22 protein-coding genes are annotated in these 25,863 nt (G+C 70.3%); 14 read left to right on the forward strand and 8 right to left on the reverse strand.

Annotated elements, in window-relative coordinates; all coding sequences use genetic code 11:
• The first annotated feature begins 73 nt into the window (after positions 1–73).
• On the forward strand, positions 74–1,153 hold the full coding sequence (gene ychF / locus ACRAKI_RS03820) for a redox-regulated ATPase YchF (protein ID WP_447005663.1): 1,080 nt from the start codon (positions 74–76) through the stop codon (positions 1,151–1,153).
• Between the two features lie 323 nt (positions 1,154–1,476).
• Complete coding sequence (locus tag ACRAKI_RS03825) at positions 1,477–2,685, forward strand: mannosyltransferase (protein WP_447005664.1); 1,209 nt, start codon at positions 1,477–1,479, stop codon at positions 2,683–2,685.
• Here the strand turns inward: ACRAKI_RS03825 and ACRAKI_RS03830 are convergent.
• The gene (locus tag ACRAKI_RS03830) at positions 2,641–2,934 is read right to left on the reverse strand and encodes a 4a-hydroxytetrahydrobiopterin dehydratase (protein ID WP_447005665.1); all 294 of its coding nucleotides are present in this window, start codon (positions 2,932–2,934) and stop codon (positions 2,641–2,643) included. The two genes, ACRAKI_RS03825 and ACRAKI_RS03830, sit on opposite strands and share 45 nt — an antisense overlap.
• 137 nt (positions 2,935–3,071) lie before the next feature.
• Here ACRAKI_RS03830 and ACRAKI_RS03835 point away from each other — a divergent pair, with 137 nt between their 5' ends.
• The 3 genes from ACRAKI_RS03835 to ACRAKI_RS03845 all read left to right on the forward strand — a co-directional run bounded on the left by ACRAKI_RS03835 (position 3,072) and on the right by ACRAKI_RS03845 (position 6,726).
• Positions 3,072–4,106 (forward strand): thiamine ABC transporter substrate-binding protein, encoded by a 1,035-nt coding sequence (locus ACRAKI_RS03835; protein WP_447008326.1) that lies wholly within the window; start codon positions 3,072–3,074, stop codon positions 4,104–4,106.
• 101 nt (positions 4,107–4,207) lie between these two features.
• Positions 4,208–5,755: an ABC transporter permease gene (locus ACRAKI_RS03840; RefSeq protein ID WP_447008327.1), complete on the forward strand. Its 1,548-nt coding sequence runs from the start codon at positions 4,208–4,210 to the stop codon at positions 5,753–5,755.
• On the forward strand, positions 5,755–6,726 hold the full coding sequence (locus ACRAKI_RS03845) for an ABC transporter ATP-binding protein (protein ID WP_447005666.1): 972 nt from the start codon (positions 5,755–5,757) through the stop codon (positions 6,724–6,726). The genes ACRAKI_RS03840 and ACRAKI_RS03845 overlap by 1 nt, the downstream gene beginning before the upstream one ends.
• 46 nt (positions 6,727–6,772) lie before the next feature.
• On the opposite strand, the gene ACRAKI_RS03850 is transcribed toward ACRAKI_RS03845, so the two are convergent.
• The 5 genes from ACRAKI_RS03850 to ACRAKI_RS03870 form a co-directional block, all read right to left on the reverse strand.
• Positions 6,773–8,401, reverse strand: coding sequence for a DUF6345 domain-containing protein (locus ACRAKI_RS03850; RefSeq protein WP_447005667.1), 1,629 nt, complete (start codon positions 8,399–8,401; stop codon positions 6,773–6,775).
• Between the two features lie 157 nt (positions 8,402–8,558).
• Positions 8,559–9,098, reverse strand: a complete 540-nt coding sequence (locus ACRAKI_RS03855; RefSeq protein ID WP_447005668.1) for a GNAT family N-acetyltransferase — start codon at positions 9,096–9,098, stop codon at positions 8,559–8,561.
• A 4-nt stretch (positions 9,099–9,102) separates the two neighbouring features.
• A complete protein-coding gene (locus ACRAKI_RS03860; protein ID WP_447005669.1) occupies positions 9,103–9,936 on the reverse strand; it encodes an ABC transporter permease in 834 nt (277 codons plus the stop codon).
• On the reverse strand, positions 9,933–10,952 hold the full coding sequence (locus ACRAKI_RS03865) for an ABC transporter ATP-binding protein (RefSeq protein ID WP_447005670.1): 1,020 nt from the start codon (positions 10,950–10,952) through the stop codon (positions 9,933–9,935). The genes ACRAKI_RS03860 and ACRAKI_RS03865 overlap by 4 nt, the downstream gene beginning before the upstream one ends.
• The gene (locus ACRAKI_RS03870) at positions 10,949–12,076 is read right to left on the reverse strand and encodes a LolA family protein (protein ID WP_447005671.1); all 1,128 of its coding nucleotides are present in this window, start codon (positions 12,074–12,076) and stop codon (positions 10,949–10,951) included. The genes ACRAKI_RS03865 and ACRAKI_RS03870 overlap by 4 nt, the downstream gene beginning before the upstream one ends.
• A 158-nt stretch (positions 12,077–12,234) precedes the next feature.
• Between ACRAKI_RS03870 and ACRAKI_RS03875 the strand changes: the two genes are divergently transcribed.
• From ACRAKI_RS03875 to ACRAKI_RS03885, 3 genes are all read left to right on the forward strand, one after another.
• Positions 12,235–12,957 carry a response regulator transcription factor gene (locus tag ACRAKI_RS03875; protein WP_156077165.1) on the forward strand — a complete coding sequence of 241 codons (723 nt, stop codon included), beginning with the start codon at positions 12,235–12,237 and terminating at the stop codon, positions 12,955–12,957.
• Positions 12,954–14,219 (forward strand): sensor histidine kinase, encoded by a 1,266-nt coding sequence (locus ACRAKI_RS03880; protein ID WP_447005672.1) that lies wholly within the window; start codon positions 12,954–12,956, stop codon positions 14,217–14,219. The genes ACRAKI_RS03875 and ACRAKI_RS03880 overlap by 4 nt, the downstream gene beginning before the upstream one ends.
• Positions 14,220–14,800: 581 nt before the next feature.
• A complete protein-coding gene (locus ACRAKI_RS03885) occupies positions 14,801–15,613 on the forward strand; it encodes an NUDIX domain-containing protein (RefSeq protein WP_447005673.1) in 813 nt (270 codons plus the stop codon).
• A gap of 141 nt (positions 15,614–15,754) precedes the next feature.
• Here ACRAKI_RS03885 and trpS read toward each other — a convergent pair whose 3' ends face one another.
• The gene (gene trpS / locus ACRAKI_RS03890) at positions 15,755–16,720 is read right to left on the reverse strand and encodes a tryptophan--tRNA ligase (protein ID WP_447005674.1); all 966 of its coding nucleotides are present in this window, start codon (positions 16,718–16,720) and stop codon (positions 15,755–15,757) included.
• A 188-nt stretch (positions 16,721–16,908) separates the two neighbouring features.
• On the opposite strand from trpS, the gene ACRAKI_RS03895 reads away from it, so the two are divergent.
• Positions 16,909–17,208 (forward strand): YciI family protein, encoded by a 300-nt coding sequence (locus ACRAKI_RS03895; RefSeq protein WP_447005675.1) that lies wholly within the window; start codon positions 16,909–16,911, stop codon positions 17,206–17,208.
• A 94-nt stretch (positions 17,209–17,302) separates the two neighbouring features.
• Here the strand turns inward: ACRAKI_RS03895 and ACRAKI_RS03900 are convergent, their stop codons facing one another.
• Positions 17,303–17,524: a hypothetical protein gene (locus tag ACRAKI_RS03900; protein ID WP_447005676.1), complete on the reverse strand. Its 222-nt coding sequence runs from the start codon at positions 17,522–17,524 to the stop codon at positions 17,303–17,305.
• A gap of 147 nt (positions 17,525–17,671) precedes the next feature.
• On the opposite strand from ACRAKI_RS03900, the gene typA reads away from it, so the two are divergent.
• The 5 genes from typA to ACRAKI_RS03925 all read left to right on the forward strand — a co-directional run bounded on the left by typA (position 17,672) and on the right by ACRAKI_RS03925 (position 25,764).
• Complete coding sequence (gene typA / locus ACRAKI_RS03905; protein WP_447005677.1) at positions 17,672–19,573, forward strand: translational GTPase TypA; 1,902 nt, start codon at positions 17,672–17,674, stop codon at positions 19,571–19,573.
• 152 nt (positions 19,574–19,725) lie between these two features.
• Entirely contained in the window at positions 19,726–21,396 is a 1,671-nt protein-coding gene (locus ACRAKI_RS03910) for an ABC transporter family substrate-binding protein (protein ID WP_447005678.1), read from the forward strand.
• A gap of 291 nt (positions 21,397–21,687) precedes the next feature.
• Positions 21,688–23,511: an ABC transporter family substrate-binding protein gene (locus ACRAKI_RS03915; RefSeq protein WP_447005679.1), complete on the forward strand. Its 1,824-nt coding sequence runs from the start codon at positions 21,688–21,690 to the stop codon at positions 23,509–23,511.
• Between the two features lie 174 nt (positions 23,512–23,685).
• On the forward strand, positions 23,686–24,579 hold the full coding sequence (locus ACRAKI_RS03920; protein ID WP_447005680.1) for an ABC transporter permease: 894 nt from the start codon (positions 23,686–23,688) through the stop codon (positions 24,577–24,579).
• A 51-nt stretch (positions 24,580–24,630) separates the two neighbouring features.
• Positions 24,631–25,764 carry an IS630 family transposase gene (locus ACRAKI_RS03925; protein WP_447001894.1) on the forward strand — a complete coding sequence of 378 codons (1,134 nt, stop codon included), beginning with the start codon at positions 24,631–24,633 and terminating at the stop codon, positions 25,762–25,764.
• Positions 25,765–25,863: the final 99 nt, after the last annotated feature.

Genomic DNA, 25,863 nt, shown 5'->3' on the forward strand with positions numbered 1-25,863 from the left:
ACTCTGCCAGCGGCGGGAGGTCCGGTCTCGCGGGAATCGGACACGACGTCGGGGGCGCGTAGACTCACCCACCGTGAGTTTGACCCTCGGCATCGTCGGCCTGCCCAACGTCGGCAAGTCCACCCTGTTCAACGCCCTCACGCGCAACGACGTGCTGGCGGCGAACTACCCGTTCGCGACCATCGAGCCGAACGTCGGCGTGGTGTCGCTCCCCGACGACCGGCTCGGCAGGCTGGCGGAGATCTTCGGCTCCGAGCGAGAGGTGCCGGCGGTGGTGTCGTTCGTCGACATCGCGGGCATCGTGAAGGGCGCGTCCGAAGGCGCCGGGCTGGGGAACAAGTTCCTCGCCAACATCCGCGAGGCCAACGCGATCTGCCAGGTCATCCGGGTGTTCGACGACTCCGACGTGGTGCACGTCGACGGTCGCGTCGACCCGGTGTCCGACATCGAGACGATCAACACCGAGCTGATCCTCGCGGACCTCCAGACCCTGGAGAAGGCCATCCCGCGGCTGGAGAAGGAAGCCCGGACGCAGAAGGACCGCCGTCCGGCGCTGGAGGCGTCGCAGAAGGCGCGCGACATCCTCGACAGCGGGCGCACGCTGTTCTCCGCACAGTCCGAAGTGGACGGTTCGCTGCTGCGCGAGCTGAGCCTGCTCACCTCGAAGCCGTTCCTGTACGTGTTCAACGCCGACGAGGCCGTGCTCACCGACGAGGCGAAGCTCAAGGAGCTGCGCGAGCTGGTGGCGCCCGCCGACGCGGTGTTCCTCGACGCCAAGGTCGAGGCGGAGCTGCTGGAGCTGGACGAGGAGTCCGCCCGGGAGCTGCTGGAGTCGATCGGCCAGCACGAACCGGGTCTGCACGGCCTGGCCCGCGCCGGTTTCCACACCCTCGGCCTCCAGACCTACCTCACCGCAGGCCCGAAAGAAGCCCGCGCGTGGACCATCCCCAAGGGCGCGACCGCCCCGCAGGCCGCCGGTGTGATCCACACGGACTTCGAGCGCGGCTTCATCAAGGCGGAGGTCGTCTCCTTCACGGACCTCGTGGAAGCCGGTTCCATGGCCGCCGCGAAGGCCGCCGGCAAGGTCCGCATGGAGGGCAAGGACTACGTGATGGTCGACGGCGACGTGGTCGAGTTCCGCTTCAACGTCTGACCGGTGGGTCCCGGCGCAGCACCGGGGTCGACCTCGGACGACACCCGGGACCGCAGACCCGGAACGGCCTCGGGGCGGCGCGTTGAACGCGCCGCCCCGAGGTAGTGTGCTTGGCGTCAGCGCACCTGGTCGCGGTTGTAGCGGGCCAGGGCGAAGACACCTCCCGCAGTGGCGAGCATGCCCAGTGCGGCGACGGTGAACACGACGATGTCGGCGGTCATGCGGTTATCCCCTTGCGTTGATCTCCCACTCGTCTTGACGTCCGGGTACCCGGTTGCGTGGCCTGACAGTCGTGTAATTCACACATTCGTGGAGGTACGAGGGTGAGACTGCGTGCACTGGAGGGGCGGGCACTCACGTTCGCGCCGTGGGTGTTCGGCCTCTCCCTGCTCGGGCACCTGGCGATGGTCGCCTTCCAGACGAAGATGACGATGGTCGACCTCATGGTCTACCGGAACGCCTCACCCGAGCTGTTCACGGGTGCCCTCTACGAGTGGCGGCTCAAGGAGTTCTCCGACCAGTTCGCCCTCCCGTTCACCTACCCGCCGTTCTCCGCGCTCGTCTTCGTGCCGCTCTCGTGGGTGCCGTGGGGCGCGGCGCGGTGGTTCTGGCAGCTGGTCAGCCTCGCCTGCCTGTGGTTCATCACCCGGAAGTCGTTGCAGCTGGCGGGCAGCGCCGACCCGCGCCGCGCGCTGCTCTGGACCGGCCTGTTCATCTGGGTCGAGCCGGTCCGCACCACGCTGAACTACGGCCAGATCAACCTCGTGCTCGCGGCGCTGCTGCTCGGCACGATGGTCAGCGCGCGCAGCTGGGCGCAGGGCGCGGGCGTCGGCATCGCGGCCGGGTTGAAGCTCACGCCCGCCATCTCCGGCCTGTACTTCCTGGTCACCCGCCGGTACAAGGCGGCGGTGTGGTCGATCGCGGCGTTCTTCGGCACGGTCGGCCTCGGCTACCTGGTCTCGCCGAGCCTGTCGAACCACTACTGGTTCCACCTGCTCGGTGACGCGAGCCGCGTGGGCCCGGTCGGGTCGGCGATCAACCAGTCGCTGCGCGGCGCGCTGTCCCGCACCGTCGGCTACGACGTGGAGACCGGTCCGGTGTTCCTGGCCGGGGTCGCGGCGGCCGTCGTGCTGACCGGGTTCGCGCTGCACGCGGCGGTCAAGGCCCGGGACGCGCTGGCGATGATCGTCACGGTGCAGTTCCTGGGCCTGCTCGTCTCGCCGATCTCGTGGAGCCACCACTGGGTGTGGGCGGTGCCCGCGCTGATGTGGCTGGTCTACCGGGCGGAGCACCGGCTGGCCACGATCACGGCGGTCGCGTGGCTCCTGGCGATCGGCAGCTACCTGATCTCGTTCCTGCTCAACGCCCAGCCGTCGATCTGGATCATCCCGCGCCCCTGGCACCACGCCGCGCTCGGCTGGGTGTACCCGGCTGTGGGCGTGCTCACGCTCGTCACCATCGCCGTGGTGCTGAGCCGGGCCAGGCGGTCAGAGGAAGACGTCGAGCACCCCGTCGATCTCCTCCGCGAGTGACACGTCCAGCGCGGTGATGCCGCCGCTGGAATGCGTGGTGCACCGGAACGTCAGCGTGCGCCAGCGGATGTCGATGTCCGGGTGGTGGTTGTCGTTCTCCGCGATCTCCGCGACGCGGTTCACCACCTGGAGCGCTTGGGAGAAGCTCTCCAGCTCCACCGTGCGCACCAGCGCGGCGTCCTGGGCCATCCACGAGGGCAGGGTGGTCAGTGCGGCGGTCACCTGGTCGTCGGTCAGCAGTTCGGCCATGGGCCTGATCGTCCCACCGCGCGGGGTAAGCTGCGCGTTCGCCACGGGAGTCCGGTGCTGCGCCGGGCTGAGAGGAAGGCGCGCGAGCCTTCGACCGTCCACACCTGATCCGGGTCATGCCGGTGTAGGGAGAGATGATGTTTCGACGAGTGCTGACCACGGTGACCGCGTTCGCGCTGCTCACCGCCTGTTCCGTGACGGCTTCGGACACACCGCCGCCGGGGGAGCGGGTGGTCACGCTGGTGACGCACGACTCGTTCGCGCTCACCCCCGAGCTGCTGGAGAAGTTCAAGGGCGACACCGGCATCACGATCAAGCCGCTGGCCAGCGGTGACGCCGGCGAGGTGACCAACAAGCTGGTGCTCACCAAGGACGCCCCGATCGGCGACGTCGCGTTCGGCGTCGACTCCACGTTCGCCTCGCGCGCCCTCAAGGAGGGCGTGTTCGCCGAGTACGCGAGCCCTGAGGCGCAGCACGGCGCGCACCGCTACCAGCTGGACCCGCCGAACCGGCTGCACGCCGTGGACGTCGGCGACGTGTGCCTGAACATCGACGTGGCCGCGTTCGAGGACATCGGTGAGCCGAAGCAGTACGCCGACCTGGCCGACCCGAAGTACAAGGACATGCTGGTGGTCGAGGACCCGGCCACGTCCTCGCCGGGCCTCGCGTTCCTGCTCGGCACGATCGCCACGTTCGGCGAGCAGAACTGGCAGGACTACTGGGGCCAACTCCGGTCGAACGGCGTGAAGGTCGTCAGCGGCTGGGAGGAGGCCTACACCCAGGACTTCTCCGGTTCCAGCGGCAAGGGGTCGCGGCCGATCGTGGTGTCCTACGCCTCCTCGCCCTCTGCGGAGATCGGTGACGACGGCACGCCGCGCACCAAGGCGCTGCTGGACACGTGCTACCGCCAGGTCGAGTACGCGGGCGTGCTGAACGGCGCGAAGAACCCCGAGGACGCGAAGAAGGTCGTGGACTTCCTGCTCGGCGAGCAGGTCCAGGCCGACGTGCCGGGCCAGATGTACGTCTACCCGTCGCGGGAGGGCGTCGCGCTGCCCGAGGCGTGGACGAAGGCCGCTCCGCTGCCGGCCACCGCGCGGTCGCTGCCCGCCGCCGAGGTCGACGCGAACCGCGAGCGGTGGGTGCAGCAGTGGCGCACGTTGGTCCAGGGCTGAGTCCCAGGCCGAGTGCGGGGCTGGGTGCGGGACCGGGCGCGGGGCCGGGTGCACGGCTGGGTGCGGGGCTGACCCCTCGGCTGGGCTGGTCGCTCGCCGCGCTGCTGCCCCTGGCGTTCCTGGGCGTGTTCTTCGCCTGGCCCGTGCTGGCGATCGTCGCGCTCGGCCTGGACGAGGGCGGTGTGCTGACCGCCCTCGCCCGCGCCGACACCTGGGACCTGGTCGCGTTCACCCTCGGCCAGGCCGCAGGGGCGACGGCGTTGGCGCTGGTCACGGGCATGCCGGTGGCGTTCCTGCTGGCCCGCTGCCGGGTCCGCGGCACGGGGGTGGTGCGGGCGGCGGTGATGGTGCCGTTCGTGCTGCCGACCGTGGTGGTGGGGCTGGCGTTCCGGGCGTTGTGGCCGGACGGCGGTGTGCTGCCGATCGTGCTGGCCAACGCGTTCTTCAACGTCGCCGTGGTAGCCCGCACGGTCGGCGGCCTGTGGGCACGGGTGGATCGGCGTGCGGAGGACGCGGCCCGTGCGCTGGGCGCGTCCCGCGTGCGCGCGTTCACGTCGGTGGTGCTGCCGTCGTTGGCCCCGGCGATCGGGTCTGCGGCGTCGGTGGTGTTCCTGTTCTGCGCCACCAGTTTCGGGGTGGTGCTGGTGCTCGGCGGCGCGCGCCACCGCACGTTGGAGACCGAGATCTACCTGCGCACGGTGCAGCTGTTCGACCTGTCCGGCGCCGCCGCGTTGTCGCTGGTGCAGTTCGCCGCCGTGGTCGCGGTGCTGCTGATCGGCGGTGCGGCGCGCCGGAAGCGGGAGAAGGCGCTGCCGCTGCGGATCGAGCCCCCGCGTCGGCCGACCGGCGGTGAGTGGGGCGTGGTCGTGGCGGCGTGGCTGGTGGTGCTGGCGCTGCTCACGCCGGTGGTGGGGCTGCTGGTGCGGTCCCTGGCGACCGCTGACGGGTGGAGCTTGGCCGGGTACCGGGCGCTGACGGGCACGGGGGAGCGCGGCACGCTGGCGGTGTCCGGGCTCGACGCCGCGATGAACTCGGTGCGCACGGCCACGGACGCGACGGTGGTGGCGCTGCTGGTCGGCGTGGTGTCGGCGGTGGTGCTGGTGGGGCTGCGACGGCACCGTTCGTGGTTCGCGGAGACGCTGGACACCGCGTTGATGCTGCCGCTGGGCGTGTCCGCCGTGACGCTCGGCTTCGGCTACCTGATCACGATGGACGCCCTGCCCGGCGATTTCCGCACGTCGCCGCTGCTGGTGCCGCTGGCCCAGGCGTTGGTGGTGACGCCGTTGATCGTGCGGATCGTGCTGCCGGTGCTGCGTGCCGTGGACGAGCGGCTGCGGCAGGCGGCGGCGACGCTGGGCGCGAGCCCGTGGCGGGTGTGGCGGGAGGTCGACCTGCCACTGGCGTCGCGGTCGTTGCTCGCGGCGGCGGGGTTCGGGTTCGTGGTGGCGCTGGGCGAGTTCGGCGCGACGAGCTTCCTGGCCCGGCCGGACGCGCCGACGTTGCCGGTGGTGATCGCCCGGCTGATGTCGCGGCCGGGGGAGCTGAACAGCCAGATGGCGTACGCGGCGTGCGCGTTGCTGATGGTGGTGACGACCGTGGCGGTGCTGGTGATCGAGCGGCTGCGGGCGCCGAGCGGCGGGGAGTTCTGATGTCGTTGCGCATCAACGGGTTGACCGTCCGCTACGGTCCGGTGGCCGCTGTGTCCGATGTGGACTTGAGCATCGCGGACGGCGAGGTGGTGGCGCTGCTCGGGCCGTCCGGGTGCGGCAAGTCGACGTTGCTGCGCGCGGTGGCCGGGCTGGAGCCGGTCGGCGCGGGCGTGGTGTCGTGGGACGGGGTGGACCTGGCCGGGACGCCCGTGCACCGGCGGGGTTTCGGGCTGGTGTTCCAGGACGGGCAGCTGTTCCCGCACCGGGACGTGGCGGGCAACGTGGCGTTCGGGCTGCGGATGCACCGGGTGGAGCGGGAGGCGCGCGAGAAGCGGGTGTCCTCGCTGCTGGAGCTGGTCGGCCTGGCGGGCTACCGGAAGCGGCGGGTCGCGTCGTTGTCCGGTGGAGAGCAGCAGCGGGTCGCCCTGGCCCGCGCTCTGGCGCCACGGCCCAAGCTGCTGTTGCTGGACGAGCCGCTGTCCGCGCTGGACCGGGCGTTGCGCGAGCAGTTGGCGGTGGACCTGGCGCGGCTGCTGCGGGAGACCGGTGCGACCGCGCTGGTGGTGACGCACGACCACGACGAGGCGTTCACGCTGGCCGACCGGGTGGCGGTGATGCGGGCGGGGCGGATCGTGCAGGTCGGTGTGCCGACGGAGGTGTGGCAGCGGCCGGCGGACGTCGAGACGGCGCGGTTCCTCGGGTGCGGCAAGGTGTTGCCGGCCGCGGCGGCGCGGGCGTTGGTGGGGGTGGACGCGCGGGTGGGGCTGCGGTCGACAGCCCTGCGCGTCGACCCGGGCGGTGTGGTCGAGGCGGAGGTGCTGGAACGCGTGCACCGCCGTGACCACGTCCGGCTGTTGGTGCGGGTGGGTGGCGAGGAGTTCGAGGCCGTGGCGCCGGTCGCCGAGCCGCCGTCGCCGGGGGACCGGGTCAGGCTGTCGGTGGACCACGACGGGGTCGCCGTCATCGGTTGACGGGAGCGGGGCCCCGGGCGGGGCCCCGCGAAGCGTCGCCGGCGGGTCAGCTCGGACCGGAGATCTTCCAGTAGCCCAGCGTCGGCAGGGTGTCCGGTCCGACCGGTCCCCTGCCCCAGAAGTAGTCGTCGAAGTTCGCGATCCACGAGTTGCCGATCGGGCCCATGGTCGCCCAGCGCACCCACGACGGCTGGGTGTCGATCGACGCCTGCGCCCACGCCGCGCGCACCTTCATCGGCCGCAGGAAGTTCGTGAACGGCCTGCGCAGCAGGTAGTTGCCGTACCGGGAGCCGAACAAGCTGTTCTGCACCACGCCGGTCTCGAAGCTGTTGATCTGGTGCAGCCCCCGGAACGCCGGGCCCCACCGCTGCCACCACGGCTGCCCGCTCGCCGTGACCTGGAGCAGGTTTGGCGTGTGCAGGCTCATCCACTCGGAGTCCCGGTTGCCCCAGCGCGCCTCGGTGTTGCTCAGCGTGCTGTCGGTGACGGCGCTGCACCCGGCGAACGACAGGCCGAACGCGCTGCCCCGCCCGTGGAAGTAGGTCATGTCGACGTCGTCGGTGTACAGGCTGTCCTGACCGCCGGGGAACGCCGGGTCCTTGAAGTCCTGCTCCCACGAGTTCGGGCCGGTCCAGCTGAACTGCACCGGGACGCCGGCGCTGGTGAACCGGTTGTTGAAGCCGGTGATGTCGGCCGGGACGCCGGGCAGGAACTGGCACGTCCCGGTGCCGGAGCTGCCCACGTCGATCCGCGTGGTCCACTGCGCGCCCACTCCGGCACCCGCGTCGGCGGCGGTCTGTGTCCGCGGCGGCACGAGCGGGTCCGGTGTCGGGGCGGGGCTGTCGAGGGCGGCGGGCAGGTAGAACACGGACGACCCGCCCGACGGGTCCAGGACCCGGCAGCGGAGGACCGCTTCCAGGCGGTCGTAGACCGGGCCGCGCACAACCCAGGGCGGGGCCCAGTAGATGTAGTCCGCCAAGCCCAGCGGCAGGGGGTACGCGGCCCGGCGGCACCTGTTGTAGCGCTCGTTGTAGGGCAGGACCCGCATCGTGCCGGCGGGGGCGAGGACGCTGGTGGCGTAGGTGAGCTGGGTGACCGCGCCCGCGCCGTCCAGGGAGACCCGCACCTTCGAGCCGGGACCCTCCAGCGGGAGGCCGCCGAGCTGGAAGTCGAACGTCACCGTGGTGTCCAGCGGGGCGCTGACCACCGCATTGCCGTTGGTGTCGGTGATGTCGAGCGTCGAGTGGGACGCGCTCGCGGTGGCGTCCGCGGGCAGTAGGCCGACGCCGCGCAGGGTCTCGGTGACGCGCTTGGTGGCGTCGGCGAGGGGCATGGCCCTCAACCCGCGGATGGCGGTGAGGTCGAACTGGGTCTGGTTGGTCGCCTGGCCGCTCTCGTCGTGTGCCCCCGCGCCGCGGTCGATGCCGGGCACGCGCAGGTGGCGGTCCTCGTCGGTGAACGTGACGACGCCCTCGGCGGTGCGCTCGACGGTCTTGAGGCCGAACGCCTGTTGCAGGGCCGTCGCCTGCTCCTGGGTCAGGCCCTGTGACCGCACGGCGTACACGGGCAGTTCGTCGTCCGCGGAAGCGGTGCCGGCGGTGGCACCGGTCAGCGCCGCCGCACCCAGCATCCCGGACAGGGCGAGCACCATCGCTCCCCGTCGTCTGGTGGACATGCGTTTCCTCCTTCTGCGCCGCGGAGCAGGGTCTGCGGCACGTGCGGAGGACTCCCCGGCAAGGAGCTTGATACCGAGCCGGCCCGACATCCACTCGAACGGCGTCAATCCGGTAACACCGTTGGCGCACAAGGGACTTAGGCGGAGGGGTCTGCGCTCATGCGCTCCCCGACAGCCCGGACGGCGCACCGGGACGGAGGTCGAGGGCGTATTCCACGTCGCCGTGCTCCGCGCCCTCGATGTAGTCCGGCCACTCCTCGTGGAACGTCCGCACGTACCGGAGCCCGGCCTTCTCCAGCACCCGCCGCGACCCGGTGTTCACCGCCATCGCGTACGCCACGATTCGCGTCAGCCCTACCGACGAACCATGCGCGACCAGCGCGGACGCACCCTCGGTGGCGTAGCCGCGCCCCCAGAAGTCCGGGTGCAGCCGATACCCGAGCTCGGCCACCCCCTCGCCGACCGGGCTCAGCTCGAACCAGCCGATGAACGCGCCCGAAGCCTTCTCGTGCGCCGCCCACCAGCCCGGTCCGCCCAGCACCTTCGGCAGCACGGCCCGCTCCACCTCGGCCCGTGACACCGGCTTGCCGTCCTCGATGTGCCGCATCACCCGCGGCTCGCCGAGGAGCCATGCCAGCGAGTCCACGTCGGACGCGGTGAAGTCGCGCAACACCAACCGCTCGGTCTCCGGGAACACGGGTCTAGTTGTCCTTGGTCGCCAACCGCATCGCCGCCAGCGACAACCCGATCAGCACGTAGCACCCGGCCACCACCGTGCCGCGCCACAGCTGCGCCGTCGGCAACGGGTCGCGCATCACGTCGATCATGCCCTCCCACGCCGACGTGATGAGGTACGGGTGCAGCCAGTCCAGCGCGCTGAACAGCCCCAGCACCGCGAACACGATCACACCGGCCATCGTCGCGGCCATCACCACCAGCGGGTGCTCGGTGCACGCCGAGATCGCCATCGCGATCGCCGCCACACCCCACACCTGCACCGTGACCAGCAGGATCGTCAACCCGATCCGTCCGAGCCCCTCGCCGAACGACAGCGTCGAACCGGACAGCGTGAGCATCCCCCCGCCGCCGAACAGCACCACACCGGTGATGACGCCGACCACCGCGATCAACGTGACCGCCACCAACGACATGAAGGCCACGCCGAACGCCTTGATCGCCAGCAGCCGGACCCGCCCCACCGGCGAGAGCAGCAACCCGCGCAACGTGCCGTGCTGCGCCTCCCCGGCCAGCCCGTCCGCCGCCCAGATCGCCCCCACCAGCGGCAGCAGCAGGGGCAGGGCCAGGAACAGGGTGAACACCGGCAGCACCAGGCCGTTGCCCGAGATGATCGCCGCCAGACCGGGTCCGGCGGGTCCGTCGCCGTCGGTCGCGAACCACAGCCCCACCCCGGCCAGGATCGGCACCAGGCACAGCGACGCCAGCCCGATCACGGTCCGCGGCCGGCGCAGGATCCAGCGCAGCTCCGAGCGCAGTTGCCTGCCCAGCGGAGCGCGTACCGCCACCAGCGCGGTCATCGCGAGCCCTCCTCGATCGTGTCCACCGCGGACATGCTGTGCTCGGACTCCTCGGCCTCGGTGAGCCGGGCGAACAGGTCCTCCAGACCCGTCCGGTGCCGACGCGCCTCGTGCACCGCGACCCCCGAGTGCACCAACGTCTCCAGCACCACGGGCGCGGTCGTGCCGATGAGCTCGACCCGCACGCCTTCCGCGAACGGCCGCGCCGAGATCCGGCCCGCGCGCAACGCGCTCAGCGCGTCCTCCACGTCCGGCGTGACGATCATCAGCGAGCTGCTGTCCGAGTGCAGCAACTCGGCCAGTTCCCCTTGCGCCACCACGGTTCCCCGGTGCAGCACGGCCACGTGCGTGCACGTCGCCTCGATCTCGCTCAGCAGGTGCGACGAGACGACGACGGTGCTGCCCGCCGCGTGCAGGTCGGCGACCACCTTGCGCACCTCGCGGGTGCCCGCCGGGTCGAGGCCGTTGGTCGGCTCGTCCAGCACGATCAGCTTGCGCGGCACGAGCAGCGCCGAGGCCAGCCCCAGCCGCTGCTTCATGCCCAGCGAGTAGCCCCGGTAGCGCCGGTGCGCGGCGGCGGCGAGACCGACCCGCTCCAGCGCGTCCTCCACGGCCTGCCGGATGTCGCCGCTCGCCAGCAGCGGCTCGAACGCCGCCACCCGCCGCAGGTTCTCCCGACCGGACAGGAACGGGTGGAACCCCGGACCCTCGACCAGCGCGCCCACGTGCGGCAACGCCTGCGCGGCGCCGTCGGGCAACGCCTTCCCCAGCAGCTCGACCTCACCCTCGGTCGGCCGGACGAGCCCGAGCAGCATGCGGATCGTGGTGGTCTTGCCCGACCCGTTGGGGCCGAGCATCCCGAGCACCGCGCCCCGCGGCACGTCGAGGTCCACCCGGTCCACCGCGACCGTGCGCCCGTACACCTTGCGCAGCCCCCGCGTCCGGGCCGCGAGGACCGGGGTGGAGCCGGCCGCCGAAGCGGCCGACCCCACCCGCGCGCTGGTCGAGGTGGTCACTTGACCTGACCGATCGCGTCCAGCAGCACCTGCTCCGTCACCGCACCGGCGACGACACGGCCGTCGTCCGCGACGAGCACGCCACCGACCCTGGTGGTGATGAGCGTGCCCGAACCCCAGTCGCCGCTGACCTGCTTGCCCAGCTGCTTCAGCAGGCCCTCGACGTCGACGTCCTCGCCTCCACCGTGCTGCGGACGGCCTGCGCCGCGCTGCTCCTGCTGCTCGGCGAGCCCGGCCAGGGCGGCCTGCGGCGTGCGCGCGGCCAGCACGACGTCCCAGCCCTCACCGATGACCTGCGGCTTCGCCTCGGCCAGCGCCTGCTCAGCGGCGGCCTCGTCCTGCGCCGTCGGCTTCTCGAACTCCGGCTCGTTCACCTTCGCCCCGGCGGGCGGGGTGAACGCGAACAGCGACGCGTCCTGCGGGCCGACGTTCAGCTCGGAGAACCCGACCTGCATGGCGGGCGCGCTCGTGCCGTTGGTCAGCACGGCCATCCGCAGCGGCACCCGCAGCTCCGAGTCGACCGCGATGCGCACCTCGCGCAGCACCGTCCTCTCGGTCGGCTTCGGGGTCAGCACCAGCTCGTACGCGGGCCGGTTGGCGACCCGCGCGGTGCCGTCTACGGTGACGTCGCTGTACTGCTGGATCGCCGCCACCACCTGCCGCGACATCGTCACCGGGTCGGTCGGCGCGTCGTGCCGCTCACCCAGCTCCAGCTCCTGGTGCTCGAACGAGCCGTGCGGCATCTTGGCCACGGTCTGCTCGGCCGAGTCCCACAGCCACGCCGTCTGACCGTCGTCCACGAACGTGCGCTCCGAGTTCGCGCCAGGCAGCTGCACCCGCACCTTGCCCGTGCCATCGGTCCACATCCGCAGCGTGCTCGCGCCGTCCGACAGCTGCGGCACACCGGCGAGCGCCGGGATGCCCAGGTCGTTGTTCACCGCGACCGAACCGCCGAACGCGGCCGGCTCGGCGTTGAGCACCGACTCGACCAGCGCCTCGGCGCTGACGTCCGGCAGCACCGGTGCGGGCCCCGCGCCGGCCGGCATCGCGAGCACCCCGAGCCCGGTTGCTCCGGCGATCACGCCGACCGCCGCCGCCGCGACGGTCACCCTTCTCCGGTCCATGTCCCCTCCTCCTACCGGGCAGCCCCTTGCGTCCCGACACCCCAGACACTGCTCCGCCGGCCCTGAGACCCCGCTGAGAGGCTGAGACGGCGCTGAGAGCCTGAGAGCGCACTGAGACTCCCGCGCCGATTGTCCTCCTCACCAGGCATGCTGTGGGCGTGAGACCACGGGTGCTGGTTGTGGACGACGAGATCGGCGTGCGACGCGCGCTGGAACGCGGCCTGTCCGCGGAGGGCATGGAGGTGGTCACCGCCGCCGACGGCCCCAACGCCCTGCGGGTGGCGCTGACCGGCGCGTTCGACGTCGTGCTGCTCGACATCATGCTGCCCGGCCTGTCCGGCTACCGGGTGTTGCAGCGGATGCGGGCGGACGGCGTGCGCACGCCCGTGCTGATGGTGTCGGCCAAGGACGGCGAGGTGGACCAGGCGGACGGCTTGGACCTCGGCGCGGACGGCTACCTGGTCAAACCGTTCTCGTTCGTGGTGCTGGTGGCGCAGGTCCGGGCGCTGCTGCGGCGGAACTCGGCCGACTTGGCGCGGCGTCGGCTCAAGCTCGGCGAGCTGGTGGTGGACCGGGCGACGCGTGAGGTGAGCTGGGCCGGCGAGCACGTGGCGCTGTCGCCGCGCGAGTACGCCGTGCTCGACGTGCTGGCCAGCCGGGCCGGGTCCGTGGTGACCAAGGACGAGCTGCTGCGCACGGTGTGGGGCGATGAGCAGGCGGCGACCCGCAACGCGGTCGAGGTGTACGTCGGCTACCTGCGGCGCAAGCTCGACGCGATGGGCGCGGGCGAGGTCGTGCGGACCGTGCGCGGCCACGGCTACCTGGCGTCGACGCCCGACCTCGACGCGGCGCTGGGTTCGGCGGGGACCAGGCGCAGGTGAACCCCCGCTGGTGGCTGCGGCGGACGCTGCGGTTCCGGATCACCGTCGTGGCGACCGGCGCGGCCCTGCTGTGCCTGCTGGCGTTCACCCTCCTCGCGCCGTTCCTGATCGGATCGGTGCAGGTCAGAGCGGTGGACGGGGAGCTGCTCAAGGCGGAGAACGTGCGCGTGCTGGACACCGCGGGCACTCCGTTGGACGGCGGGCCGAGGCCCGACCTGACCGCGGCCGAGATCCGGCAGCTCAAGTCCGGTGAGCCCGTGCTGCGGATCGAGGGGCCGAGCGCGCAGCGGTGGATCGGACAGGTGGTGTTCGCGCCGGACGGCACGCCGCGGCTGCACGTCGCCGGTGACACGCTGCTCGGCTACCGGGAGGCGAACGTCCTCGGCACGCGGTGGCTCGCGTTGGCCGCGGTGCTGGTCGCGGGCCTGGTGGGAATCGCGACGTGGCTGGCCGTGCGGTTGTCGTTGCGGCCGGTGGAGCGGATGCGGGTGGCCGCGGCGGAGCTGCCGCGCGGTCAACGCCTGCCCGTGCCGGCCGCGCGGGACGAGCTGCAAGCGCTTGCGGTCGCGTTGAACGCGCTGCTCGCCCGGCGTGACGAGGCCACCGAGCGGCTGCGCCGGTTCACCGGTGACGCCGCGCACGAGCTGCGGTCGCCGGTGACGTCGGTGCGCGCACAGGCGGAGGTGGCGGTCGCGCACCCCGACCCGGACTTCTCCATCGAGGTGCTGGAATCGGTGGTGGAGGAGTCCGAACGGCTGTCCGCGCTGGTCGACGCGTTGCTGATCCTGGCGCGGGCGGACACCGGCGAGCTGCCCCGGGCGGAGCCCGTGGACCTGGTGCTCCAGGCGCAGGCCGCGGTGGACCGGCTGGGTGAGAAGGAGCTGCTGGTGCAGCTCGCCGCGCCGATCAGCGCGTGCCTCATCTCGGCCGCCCGGACCGAGGTCGAGCTGGTGCTGGACAACCTGCTGCGCAACGCGGCCCGGTACGCCCGGACGTTCATCCGGATCTCGGTGCTGCCGGCGGCGCGGGAAGTGCGGCTGCTGGTGGACGACGACGGCCACGGCATCCCCGAGGCACACCGCGAGAAGGTGTTCGACCGCTTCTACCGGGTGGAATCCGACCGGGGACGGGCCACCGGCGGGTTCGGGCTGGGGTTGGCGCTGGTCGCGCACCTGGTCCGCCGGCGGAAGGGCACGATCCGCGCGGGCGAGTCACCCGAGGGCGGCGCCCGGCTGGAAGTGCGCTGGCCGCTCTACCGGTGACCTCTCTCCTGCCGGCACCGGACGCCGTCACCGACTCGCTCACTTCCTGACCTACCGGCTAGTCGACTTACTGACTTCGCGTCGACACCTGCTCCGGCGGTAATTGTCCCAACGGGCCTCGGCCGAGGCGCCGTCGCTCGCGGTGTCCTTCACCCACCACTTGTCGCCGTAGTGCGCGAAGCAGGCCATTGCGCCGGTCAGGAACACGCAGGGTAGGCCGGACGGAGGAGCCCCGGAATCCGGCTGGCTCAGCTCGACGCGGCCACCATGACGTCACCCGCCTTGCCTGCGGACCATGCGACGTCGGACTCCTCGGCCGACGCGACCGAGGGGAGTAGTGATATCAGCGGAGCGGTCAAGCGGTGAAAGCCATGATCCGTGCTTTTGCCATGCGACCTCCGGAAGGTCTGGGAATCGGCCTTGACGGGACGGCCCTATCGGCGGTTCGGGGAAATTCGTCGATCGGCGTTGGATTCCACGCGGCATCGCATGTGATTCATCGGGCTTGGTCCCCTGGTCGGAGACAGCCGCACGGCACGCAGTGGGACCTGTGCCCCGTAATGGGTGGCAGGATCACGGCCGTGCCCGCGCTCAGGATCACCACGCTGGTGGACGCCCCGCTGCGGACGGTCGCCGCCGCGTTGCTGGACGCCCGACTGCTGGCCCGTGCGGTCCGCGGGCTGGGCGTGCGGATCTCCGGTGGGCCGGTGCTTTTCGCCGGGGCGACGCTGGACGGGTCGGTCGGGCCGGTCGACGGGACGTTGTTCGTGACGCGGGCCGACACCACCGGTGTGTCGGCCGAGCTGGTCGGTGGCCCACTGCCCCGGTTCTCGCTGGTCACCGACTTGCTGCACACCGGCGGCGGCACGATGGTGGTCGACTCGGTGGAGTGGTCGAGCCCCGGCGGCCCGTTCGGGCGGCTGGCGGACGTGCTCGTCGGGCGCGGGTTGGCGTTGAAGGTGCTGCAGGCGCGTGCCGACGCCGTGTCCGCGCGGAGCGTCGAGCTGCTGAGCGCACGCGTAGTGGTGGGTGCGGTGATCATCCGTGACGGGCTGCTCCTGGCCCAGCAGCGCTCGTACCCGCCCGAGGCCGCGGGCAAGTGGGAACTCCCTGGTGGACGGGTCGAGCCGGGCGAGACCGACCACGTCGCGGTGGTCCGTGAGTGCGCCGAGGAACTGGGCGTCACCGTGACACCGGACGACCAGATCGGCCCCGACATCCCCCTGCGCGCGGACCTCGTGCTCCGGGTGTACGCCGCCCACCTCACCGGTGGCGAACCGGAAGCGGTGGAGCACCGCGCCGTCCGCTGGCTCACCGCCGCCGACCTCGACACCGTCGAGTGGCTCCCGGCCGACCGCGTCCTCCTCCCCGCCCTGCACCCCCTCCTGACCTGACCCGCGTGAGTCCAACGCTCAGAACACGCGAGTCGTCCGGTCGGACACCACGAACCCCGCGCTCGGGATGACTGAGCGCGGGATTCGGGTGTCCTGAGCGGTGAACTCGCGCGTTCTGGACGTAGGACTCGTGGGAAGGGGTCAGGTGAGGCCGGACATGCGGAGGGCGGCGTCCAGGCGGTGGCGGCAGCGTTCGCGGGAGCGGTCGGCGCCGTGGGCTCGCGCCCGGTCCAGTTCGGCCGGGTCGTCCAAGAGCCGCTGGGTGCCCTCGCGGACGGGGCGCAGCTCCTCCACCACGGCCTCGGCAGTGGTCTCCTTCAGCTCCGCGTAGTCCTTCAGCGTGCCGGCCAGCTCCTGCGGGTCCTTCCGGGTGCACGCCGCCAGGATCTCCAGCAGGTTCGTCACGCCCGGCTGCTCCTCCGGCGCGTAGCGCACCTCGCCCCGGTCGTCCGTCACCGCCCGCCGGATCTTGCGCAGCACCAGGTCAGGCGGGTCGAGGACGAACACCGTGCCGGCGGCGTCCTTCGCGGTCTTGGCCATCTTCCGCGACGGATCCGCCAGGTCGCGGACCCTCGCCGCGGTGGGCGGCACGACGGCGCGCGGCACCACGAACACGTCGCCGTACGTGCCGTTGAACCGCCGCGCCAGCACCCGCGCCAGCTCCACGTGCTGCCGCTGGTCGTCGCCGACCGGCACCTCGTGCGCCCCTTGCAGCAGGATGTCCGCCGCCATCAGCACCGGATACGTGAGCAGGCTCAACCTGACCGACGACCGGCCCGCCGACTTCTCCTTGAACTGGATCATCCGGGCCGCCTCGCCGTACGTGCAGGTGCACTCCAGCACCCACGTCAGCGCGCCCAGCTCGCGGACCAGGTCGGACTGCACCGCCACCGACCTCGGGTCGACGCCGGCGGCGATGAGCACCGCCAACTGCTCCCGGGTCAACGACCTCAGCCTGGACGGGTTGTGCGACGCCGTCATCGCGTGCAGGTCGCTGATGAAGTAGACGTCCTCGTCGGTGCCCTCGGCGGCCCACCGCCTGATCGCGCCGAGGTAGTTGCCCAGCTGGACGGGGCCGGACGGGGTGATCGCGGACAGCCTGATCATGGTGATCCCTTCGGGTGTGCCCGCCCGACCGGACCCCCGAAAGCACGAAGGCCGCCCCAGCGGGCGGCCTGCGTCGTCTGCGCGCAGTTCAGGGCCGCCGGAAGGCGGACCACCAGAACGTGTGAAGAGTGCGCACGCCCGAGATCCTAGCGTGTTGCCGCAGCCTGTCACGGGTCTACATTCCACCCATGTACGTCGTGCTGCTGGAGTACACCGCACCGCTGGACGAGGTCGATTACGCGCTCCCGGACCACATGGAGTGGCTGCAGAAGCAGTACGAGGCCGGGTACTTCCTGGCCTCGGGTCGTCAGGTGCCCCGCGTCGGCGGCGTGATCATCGCCCGGCCGATGGTGCGCGGGAAGCTGGACGCGCTGCTCGCCACGGACCCGTTCGCCATCCGCAAGCTGGCGAAATACCAGGTGGTGGAGTTCCAGGCCACCCGGACGGCGCCCGAACTGGCCAGGGTCAACGAAGCGGTGCCGGGCTGACCGGGGGTTCGACCCGCGTCCCACCCGGCGCAGGCCGGGCGGTGGACCTCACGCGGCCGTCTCGCGGCCCGTCCGGCGGTCCTTCCAGCGCCTGCTAGCGCCCCTTCTCGCGCCCCTTCTTCCCGTCGTTCTTCCCGACGTCCTTCCGGTCCTTCTCGCGGAGCCCCAGTTCCTTCCGCTCCTGCTTGGCGGCCTTCTTCGCCGCCTTCTCCCGGGCCTTCAGCAGCACCACCACCGGGCAGCTCTTGCACCTCGGCGTCGAGCGGCAGCACTTCTTCTTCACCTTGACCTTGCCCATGGTGCGTGCTCCACTCATCCGGGTGTCCACAGAGTAGGTGAGGCTGACCTCACCTGCGGTACGTGTGTGGTAAGGGCGATCCGCCCGGTAGGCTGTTGTCAGGCTGCGCGCGATCTAACGTCCGGCGCCTGGCTTCCCTCGCACAGACAGCTCTAGGAGTTCCGCGTGCCCACGGCCACCGCGTCGATCAAGGAAACGCTGGTCCGCAACGACCTGCGCAACGTCGCGATCGTCGCGCACGTTGACCACGGCAAGACCACCCTCGTCGACGCCATGCTCCGCCAGTCCGGCGCCTTCTCCGCTCGAGCCGAGCTCGTCGACCGAGTCATGGACTCGGGCGAGCTGGAGCGCGAGAAGGGCATCACGATCCTCGCCAAGAACACCGCGGTCCGCCGCCACACCCCGGACGGGCCGGTCACCATCAACGTGGTGGACACCCCCGGTCACGCCGACTTCGGTGGTGAGGTCGAACGCGGCCTGTCCATGGTCGACGGCGTGGTCCTGCTGGTGGACGCCTCCGAAGGCCCGCTCCCGCAGACCCGGTTCGTGCTGCGCAAGACGCTGGCCGCCGGTCTGCCGGTGATCCTGGTGGTGAACAAGGTCGACCGCCCCGACGCCCGGATCTCCGAGGTCGTCGAGGAGGCCCACGACCTGCTGCTCGACCTCGCGACCGAGGTCGGCGCCGACGACTCGGTGCTGGACCTGCCGGTCGTCTACGCCTCCGCGCGCGCCGGCCGGGCCTCGCTGACCCAGCCCGACGACGGCGGCCTGCCCGACGAGGAGAACCTCGACGTCCTGTTCGAGGTCCTGTTCAACCACATCCCGGCCCCGCTGGGTGACGCCGACGCGCCGCTGCGCGCGTTGGTGACGAACCTCGACGCGTCGTCGTTCCTCGGCCGCATCGCCCTGTGCCGGATCGAGTCCGGCACGATCCGCAAGGGCGAGACGGTGGCCTGGTGCCGTGAGGACGGCTCGATCCAGAAGGTCCGGATCACCGAGCTGCTGATCACCGAGGCGCTGGACCGCGTGCCCGCCGACGAGGCGCGCGCGGGTGACCTGGTCGCCATCGCCGGCATCCCGGAGATCACCATCGGCGACACGCTCGCCGACGTGGACAACCCCGAGGCTCTGCCGCGCATCACGGTGGACGAGCCGGCGATCTCGATGACGATCGGCGTCAACACGTCACCGCTGGCCGGTCGCGGCGGCGGCACCAAGCTGACCGCCCGCGTGCTCAAGGCCCGGTTGGACTCGGAGCTGGTCGGCAACGTGTCGGTGCGGGTCCTGCCGACCGAGCGCCCCGACACCTGGGAGGTGCAGGGCCGCGGTGAGCTGGCGCTGGCCATCCTGGTCGAGCAGATGAAGCGCGAAGGCTTCGAGCTGACCGTCGGCAAGCCGCAGGTGGTCACGAAGACGGTCGACGGCAAGCTGCACGAGCCGTTCGAGCGGCTGACCATCGACGCGCCGGAGGAGCACCTGGGCGCCATCACCCAGCTGCTGGCCAACCGCAAGGGCCGGATGGAGAACATGTCCGGCCACGGTTCCGGGCGGATCAAGCTGGAGTACGTCGTGCCGTCGCGCGGCCTCATCGGCTTCCGCACCGAGTTCCTGACCGAGACGCGCGGCACCGGCATCGCGAACGCGGTGTCCGACGGCTACGGCCCGTGGGCCGGCGAGATCCGGACCAGGCACAACGGTTCGCTGGTCGCCGACCGGTCCGGGTCCATCACGGCGTACGCGATGACCCAGCTGGCCGACCGCGGCACGTTCTTCGTCGAGCCGGGCGCGGACGCGTACGAGGGCATGGTCGTGGGTGAGAACCCGCGGGCGGAGGACCTCGACGTCAACGTGTGCCGTGAGAAGAAGCTGACGAACATGCGGATGTCGTCCGCCGACGTCATGGAGACCCTGGCCCGGCCGCGGAAGCTGTCGCTGGAGGAGGCGCTGGAGTTCTGCGCCGCCGACGAGTGCGTCGAGGTCGCGCCGGAGGTCGTGCGGGTGCGCAAGGTCATCCTGGACGCCAACCAGCGCGGCCGGGAGCGCAACCGCAACAAGCTGCGCGGCTGAGCGACTGCTCCTTATATATAGGGTGTGCTGAAGGGCACCTCGGGCTTCGGCCCGGGGTGCCCTTGGGTTTACCGCCGAGTACCGCGTGGTGGGGATGGGGAGTCGTGGGACCTGGGCGCCGGTGGTCAGCGTCGTCTGGCACGCTCGTACCCATGGGCACGCGAAAGGTACTTGCGGTGGTGGCTGCGTTCGCCCTGGTGGGCTGCACGGCGACGCCTCCGCCACCCCTGGTGCCGTCGACGCCGGGGATGACGGTGGTCCCCAAGGAGAAGCAGAACGAGATCGTGGTCGGGATGGACGACATCAGGGGCGGCTACAACCCGCACACCCTGGCCGGCCAGAGCACCGTCACCACGGCCCTGGCCTCGCTGCTCCTGCCGTCGACGTTCCGCACCGACCCGGACGGCAGCCCGCGGCTCGACCTGGACCTCCTGGTCAGCGCCGAGGTGACCAGCGCGGAGCCGTACACGGTCACCTACACGCTCCGCCGGGACGCCAGCTGGTCCGACTCCGCGCCGATCGCCGCCGAGGACTTCGTCTACCTCTGGCAGCGGATGCGGGAGGAGCCGGGGGTGATCGCCCCGGCCGGGTACCGGCTCATCGACGACATCTCCAGCCGTGAGGGCGGCAAGGTGGTCGAGGTCGTCTTCACCGAACCGTACCCCGGATGGCGGAGCCTGTTCCGCAACCTCCTGCCCGCCCACCTCCTCAAGGACGCCCCCGGCGGCTGGAGCGCGGCCCTCGCGGACAGCTTCCCTGCCACGGCGGGCCCGTTCGCCGTCCGCACGCTCGACCAGCCGCGCGGCGAGATCGTGCTCGAACGCAACGACCGGTTCTGGGAGCAGCCGCCCGCGCTCGACCGGCTGGTGCTGCGCAGCGCCGGACAGCACGACACGATCGAGGCGCTGAACACCGGTGACGTCCAAGTCGCCCTCATCCGCGCCGACTCGATCGTGACCAAGGACATCGCGGAGCTGGCCAAGACCACGCCGCTCGTCTCGGTGGCCGTGCCGAGGCCGGAGGTCGTGCAGCTGCTCCTGCGCCCCGCGTCACCGCGAATGCAGGACGTCCGCGTCCGCACCGCCGTGATGAACGCGCTCGACCGGGACGAGCTGATCGACAGCGGCACCCGCAGCGGCCCGAGCGCGAACCTCCGCGCCGACGCCCTGGTGGTCCCGCCGAGCAACCCCGGCCACACCCCGACCATGCCGCCGCAGACCGGTGACCCCGTGCAACTGCTCACCGAAGCGGGTTACACCCGACCGGATGGCGGTCAGTGGGGTCGGGACGGAACGACGTTGGAGTTGACCATCGCCGCACCGGCCGATGTCGGCCCGTACGTCGCCATCGCGAACCAGGTTCAACGTCAACTGTCATTGTCCGGAATCGCCGCACGCGTCCTTACAACGCCGCCCAATCAGTTGTTCGGCCAAGACCTGTCGGATACGGCCGCTTCCAAAGAGACCGTCGACATTGCCGTCGTGCCGCGTGTCGACACCGGTGATTCGGCGGCCGTTCTGGCTTCCGCATTCGGGTGCCTGCCGTCACAGGAGGACGGCGGTACACCCATTCCGGCGAATCTCCTCGGTTTCTGCGACCAGACCGTCCAGCCGGTGATCGAACAGGCCCTCAGTGGCGAAGTGCTGCTCACCGACGCGTTGGCGGTCATCGAGCCGGTGCTCTGGCAGCACGCCGTCGTGATGCCGTTGTTCCAGGTAGCGGACCTGCTGGTGGTCCTTCCGGAGGCCGTGAACGTGACCGCGGGTGCCCCGTTCGCCGGTCCGCTCAGCACCGCTCGCACTTGGCGTCGTGAAGATCGTTGACCGTTGACCGCGGGGAAACACCGCGTTCAAGATGCGTTCGCGGTGCAGTATTGACAGTATTCCCCGTGTCCGGTTAACGAACGCTCCCACGCGGTAACGGCGGAGTCGCGTGCTGCGACCAACGTGTCACCCTTTGGTCACGATCGGCCGATGGGCAGTGACCGTGCGCCGCGCGGGTTCTTATCGTGCTGCAACGGTGTGTCGGTTCGGGGCGCGTTTGGCACATCACGGTTATGGGTGGAGTTCGGCTCAAACAGTCGTTCCAACCCAGTGCTAGGAGGGCACGTGTCGATGAGGAGATCAAAAGCTGTCTCGGCGCTTGCGCTGTTGACCAGTGCCGCGCTGGTGCTGAGCGCTTGCGGTGGCGGTGGCACCGGCAGCGACGGCCAGGGTGGTCAGCAGGACGCCGATCCGGGCGCGGTCGGGGGCGCGGACGAGCTGTTCAAGCGTCCGAAGGTGGAGGACATCGGCGAGATCGCCATCGCCGTGGAGGAGGGCTTCAGCCACTACCAGAACTTCATCGGCGCGACGAACAGCTTCGCCCACACGATCGCGTTGTCGAACGTGGCGCCGTCGCCGTACATCGTGGACTACGTCGATGGCAAGCTCGTCATCAAGGTCGACGGCGACCTGATGGAGTCGATCAAGGTCACGTCCACCGACCCGCAGACGATCGAGTGGAAGGTCCGCAAGGAGGCCGTCTGGTCCGACGGTGCGCCGATCGGCTGCAAGGACTTCCACCTGAAGTGGCTCGCGGGCGCCAGCAAGGCGACCGTCAAGAGCGACGACGGCCAGGAATCGTCGATCTTCGACGCCTCGCCGACCGGCTACGAGGACATCGAGAAGCTCGAGTGCTCGGACGACGGCAAGACCATCACCACCACGTTCTTCAAGGACAAGCCCTACGCCGACTACCGGGGCATCTTCTCGCAGCCCGGCAGTGACGGCCTGCTGCCCGCCCACATCCTGGAGCAGCAGACCGGCGTCGCGGACATCACCGCGGTGAAGCCCGACCAGAACGACGAGACCGTCAAGAAGGTCGCCGAGTTCTTCACCAAGGGCTGGCTGGGCTTCGACGCGAAGCTCGCCCTGTCCGGTGGGCCGTACACCATCGCCTCCACGGACCTCAAGGACCAGACGGTCCTGGAGCGCAACCCGAAGTGGTGGGGCAACCCCGGTGGCCCGTCCCGGGTCATCCTGAAGACGAACACGGACTCGCAGTCCGCCACGCAGCAGCTGCAGAACAAGGAAGTCCAGGTCATCGCCCCGCAGGCGGACCCGGCCGTGGCGCAGCAGCTGTACGGTGACAGCGCGTTCAAGGTCTTCGCCCAGGGTGGTCAGACCTTCGAGCACGTCGACTTCAACATGGCCCGCCCGTTGTTCAAGGACAACAAGGAGCTGCGCCTCGCGATCGCGCAGTGCTTCGACACCCAGGGCCTGGTCGACAAGCTGATCAAGGACGTCGACCCGAACGCCAAGCCGCTGAGCAGCCTGAACTTCATGCCGAACGAGGTCGGCTACGAGCCGCACTACGACGACATCGGCAAGGGCGACGTGGCCGCGGCCAAGAAGACGCTCGAGGACGCCGGCTGGACGCTGGGCGCCGACGGCGTCTACACCAAGGGCGAGTTCCGCGCGTCCTTCAAGCTGGGCCACAAGATCGTCCAGCGCCGTTCCGACACGGTCCGCATCCTGCAGGACAAGTGCAAGCAGGCCGGTATCGAGATCATCCAGGACCAGTCCGACGACTTCAACGCCAAGCGACTCCCGGCGAGCGAGTTCGACGCGGCCCTGTTCGCGTGGGTCGGCCAGCCGCTGAAGGCCGGCTCGTACGGCAACTACGCGTCGAAGGACGCGGGTGGCTCGGGCAACTACAACAACTACTCGAACCGCCAGGTGGACGAGAAGTGGAAGGCCGCCAACGGCGAGCTCGACTACCAGAAGCGCATCACCATGATGAACGAGATCGACAAGCTGATGCGTGACGACCTGCACAGCATTCCGCTGTTCCAGCTCCCCGACTTCGCGGCGCACACCGCGGAACTGGGTCCGATCAGCTACGTCGGTGTCGGCGGCGGTGTCACGTGGAACCTCTACGCGTGGCAGAAGAAGTAGTAGCGCAGTAATCGGAGCTGGCTTGTCCACGCTCTAACGACCCGTCCGGTCGGGGGGTCGGTGCCACAAGCGCCGGCCCCCCGTACGGCGTCCGCGTCCGGTAGGCTCGCCGGCCGCTACGGCGTTGCCCAGGAAGACAAGAGACTTGTCATGCTCCGTTACATAATCCGGCGATTGTTGATCTCGATCCCGTTGTTGATCGCCGCGTCCTTCCTCTGTTTCGGACTGACCACCGCGATGGGCGACCCCCTGGGCGAGTGGAAGCTCCAGAAGGCGCGCACACCGGCCGAGATCTCTGCCGCGTACGAGCGAACCGGCTACAACAAGCCGTTCCTCGACCGCTACGTCACTTGGGCGGGCGAATTCGTGACCGGTGACTGGGGCGAGTCCGTCGTCCCCGGCAACGCGGGCAAGCCGGTCAAGGAAGAGCTGTTCAAGGCGTTCACGATCACCCTGCGGCTCATCATCGCGGCCGAGATCATCGCGTTGATCCTGGGCATGGCGGTCGGTGTCGTCGGGGCGGTCAAGCAGTACTCGCTGTTCGACTACACAGCGACCGGAATATCGTTCGCGATGTTCTCGATGCCGCTGTTCTGCGTCGCCCTCATCATCAAGACCGGCGGTATCCAGCTGAACAACTGGCTGGAGACCATCGGCGCGGGCCGGTGGATCACCACCGCCGGACCACCGGGCGACGGGTTCAAGGGCAGTTTCGGCGAGCAGTTCTACCAATACACCGGCGCTTACATCCTGCCGACGCTCTGCCTGGTCGTCATCCAGTTCGCGCTCTACAGCCGCTTCCAGCGGGCGTCGATGCTGGAAACCCTGAACGCCGACTACGTGCGGACCGCGCAGGCGAAGGGCATCTCCCAGGGTCGGGCCATCTTCCGGCACGCGTTCCGCAACGCCCTCATCCCGATCATCACCGTGTCGTCGCTGAACTTCGGCGCGAACTTCGGTGGCGCGGTGATCACCGAGACCGTGTTCGGCTGGTCCGGCATGGGGAAGTTCCTGATCGACGCGGTCACCAAGCTAGTGCCGCATCAGGCAACGTTCGCCCTGACCTGACACGCCGCTCGGGTCCTGTTCCGGGCGGTGCGTGTCCGTCAGGCTGGGTGAGTGGCAGATCGGGTACGTGTCCGCGAGATCGATGACGGCGAGGGCAGGCGCCTGCTACGGATCGTCCGCCGGGGTACCGGGTCGGTGGTGACCTGGCGGCGGGCGCAGATGGTGCTGTTGTCCGCGCAGGGCATGCCGGTGGCGAGGATCGCCGATGTGACGTTCACCAGCGCGGACCGGGTCCGGGACGTGATCCACAACTTCAACACCGACGGTTTCGACTCGCTGTATCCGAAGTACAAGGGCGGCCGGCCGAAGACGTTCACGCTGCCCGAGCGCCGCGAGATCAAGAAGATCGCCAAGTCCGGGCCGGTCGAGCACGGCCTGCCGTTCTCGACCTGGAGCCTGGCCAAACTGGCCGACTTCCTGGTCGCCGAGGGGGTGGTCGACGACATCAGCCACGAGGGCCTGCGCATCCTGCTCCGCGAGGAAGGCGTCACCTTTCAACGCGTGAAGACCTGGAAGACCTCCCGCGACCCGGACTACGAGGCGAAGAAGGCACGGGTGGAACACCTGTATGCGATCGCCGACGGCGAGGTCGTCCCCGAGGCGGGCGAACCGGAGGTGGTGTTCTGCCTGGACGAGTTCGGGCCGCTCAACCTCCAGCCCCATCCCGGCCGGCAGTGGACCGAACGCGGCGGCAGGCACAAGGACCCCGACCGCGGGCCCAGACCACGGCGGCGGGCGACCTACACCCGCCCGCACGGGGTCCGGCACCTGTTCGCCGCCTACGACCTGGCCGCGGACAAGCTCTACGGCCACATCAAGAAAACCAAGAACCGGACGAAGTTCCTGGAGTTCTGCCGCTACCTGCGCACGCTGCACCCGCCGACGGTCCGCCTGGCGATCGTGTGCGACAACTACGCCCCGCACCTGACCACCAGGGTCGACCGGCGCGTGGGCGAGTGGGCCGAGGCCAACAACGTCGAGATCGCCTACACCCCGACCAACTCGTCGTGGCTCAACCGCATCGAGGCCCAGTTCACGGCCCTGCGCTACTTCACCCTCGACGGCACCGACCACCCCAGCCACAAAGAGCAGGGCAGCATGATCCGCCGCTACATCATCTGGCGAAACAAACACGCCCAGGACGAACACCTACGCGCAGTCGTCAACAGGGCGAACGTTGCCTGATGCGGCACTAGAGCCCTACCAGGTGCTCGGCTTCATGATGCTCACCGCCGTGTTCATCATCGTGTTCAACCTGCTCGCGGACGTCCTGTACGCGTTCCT

This window comes from Saccharothrix isguenensis (assembly GCF_052936305.1).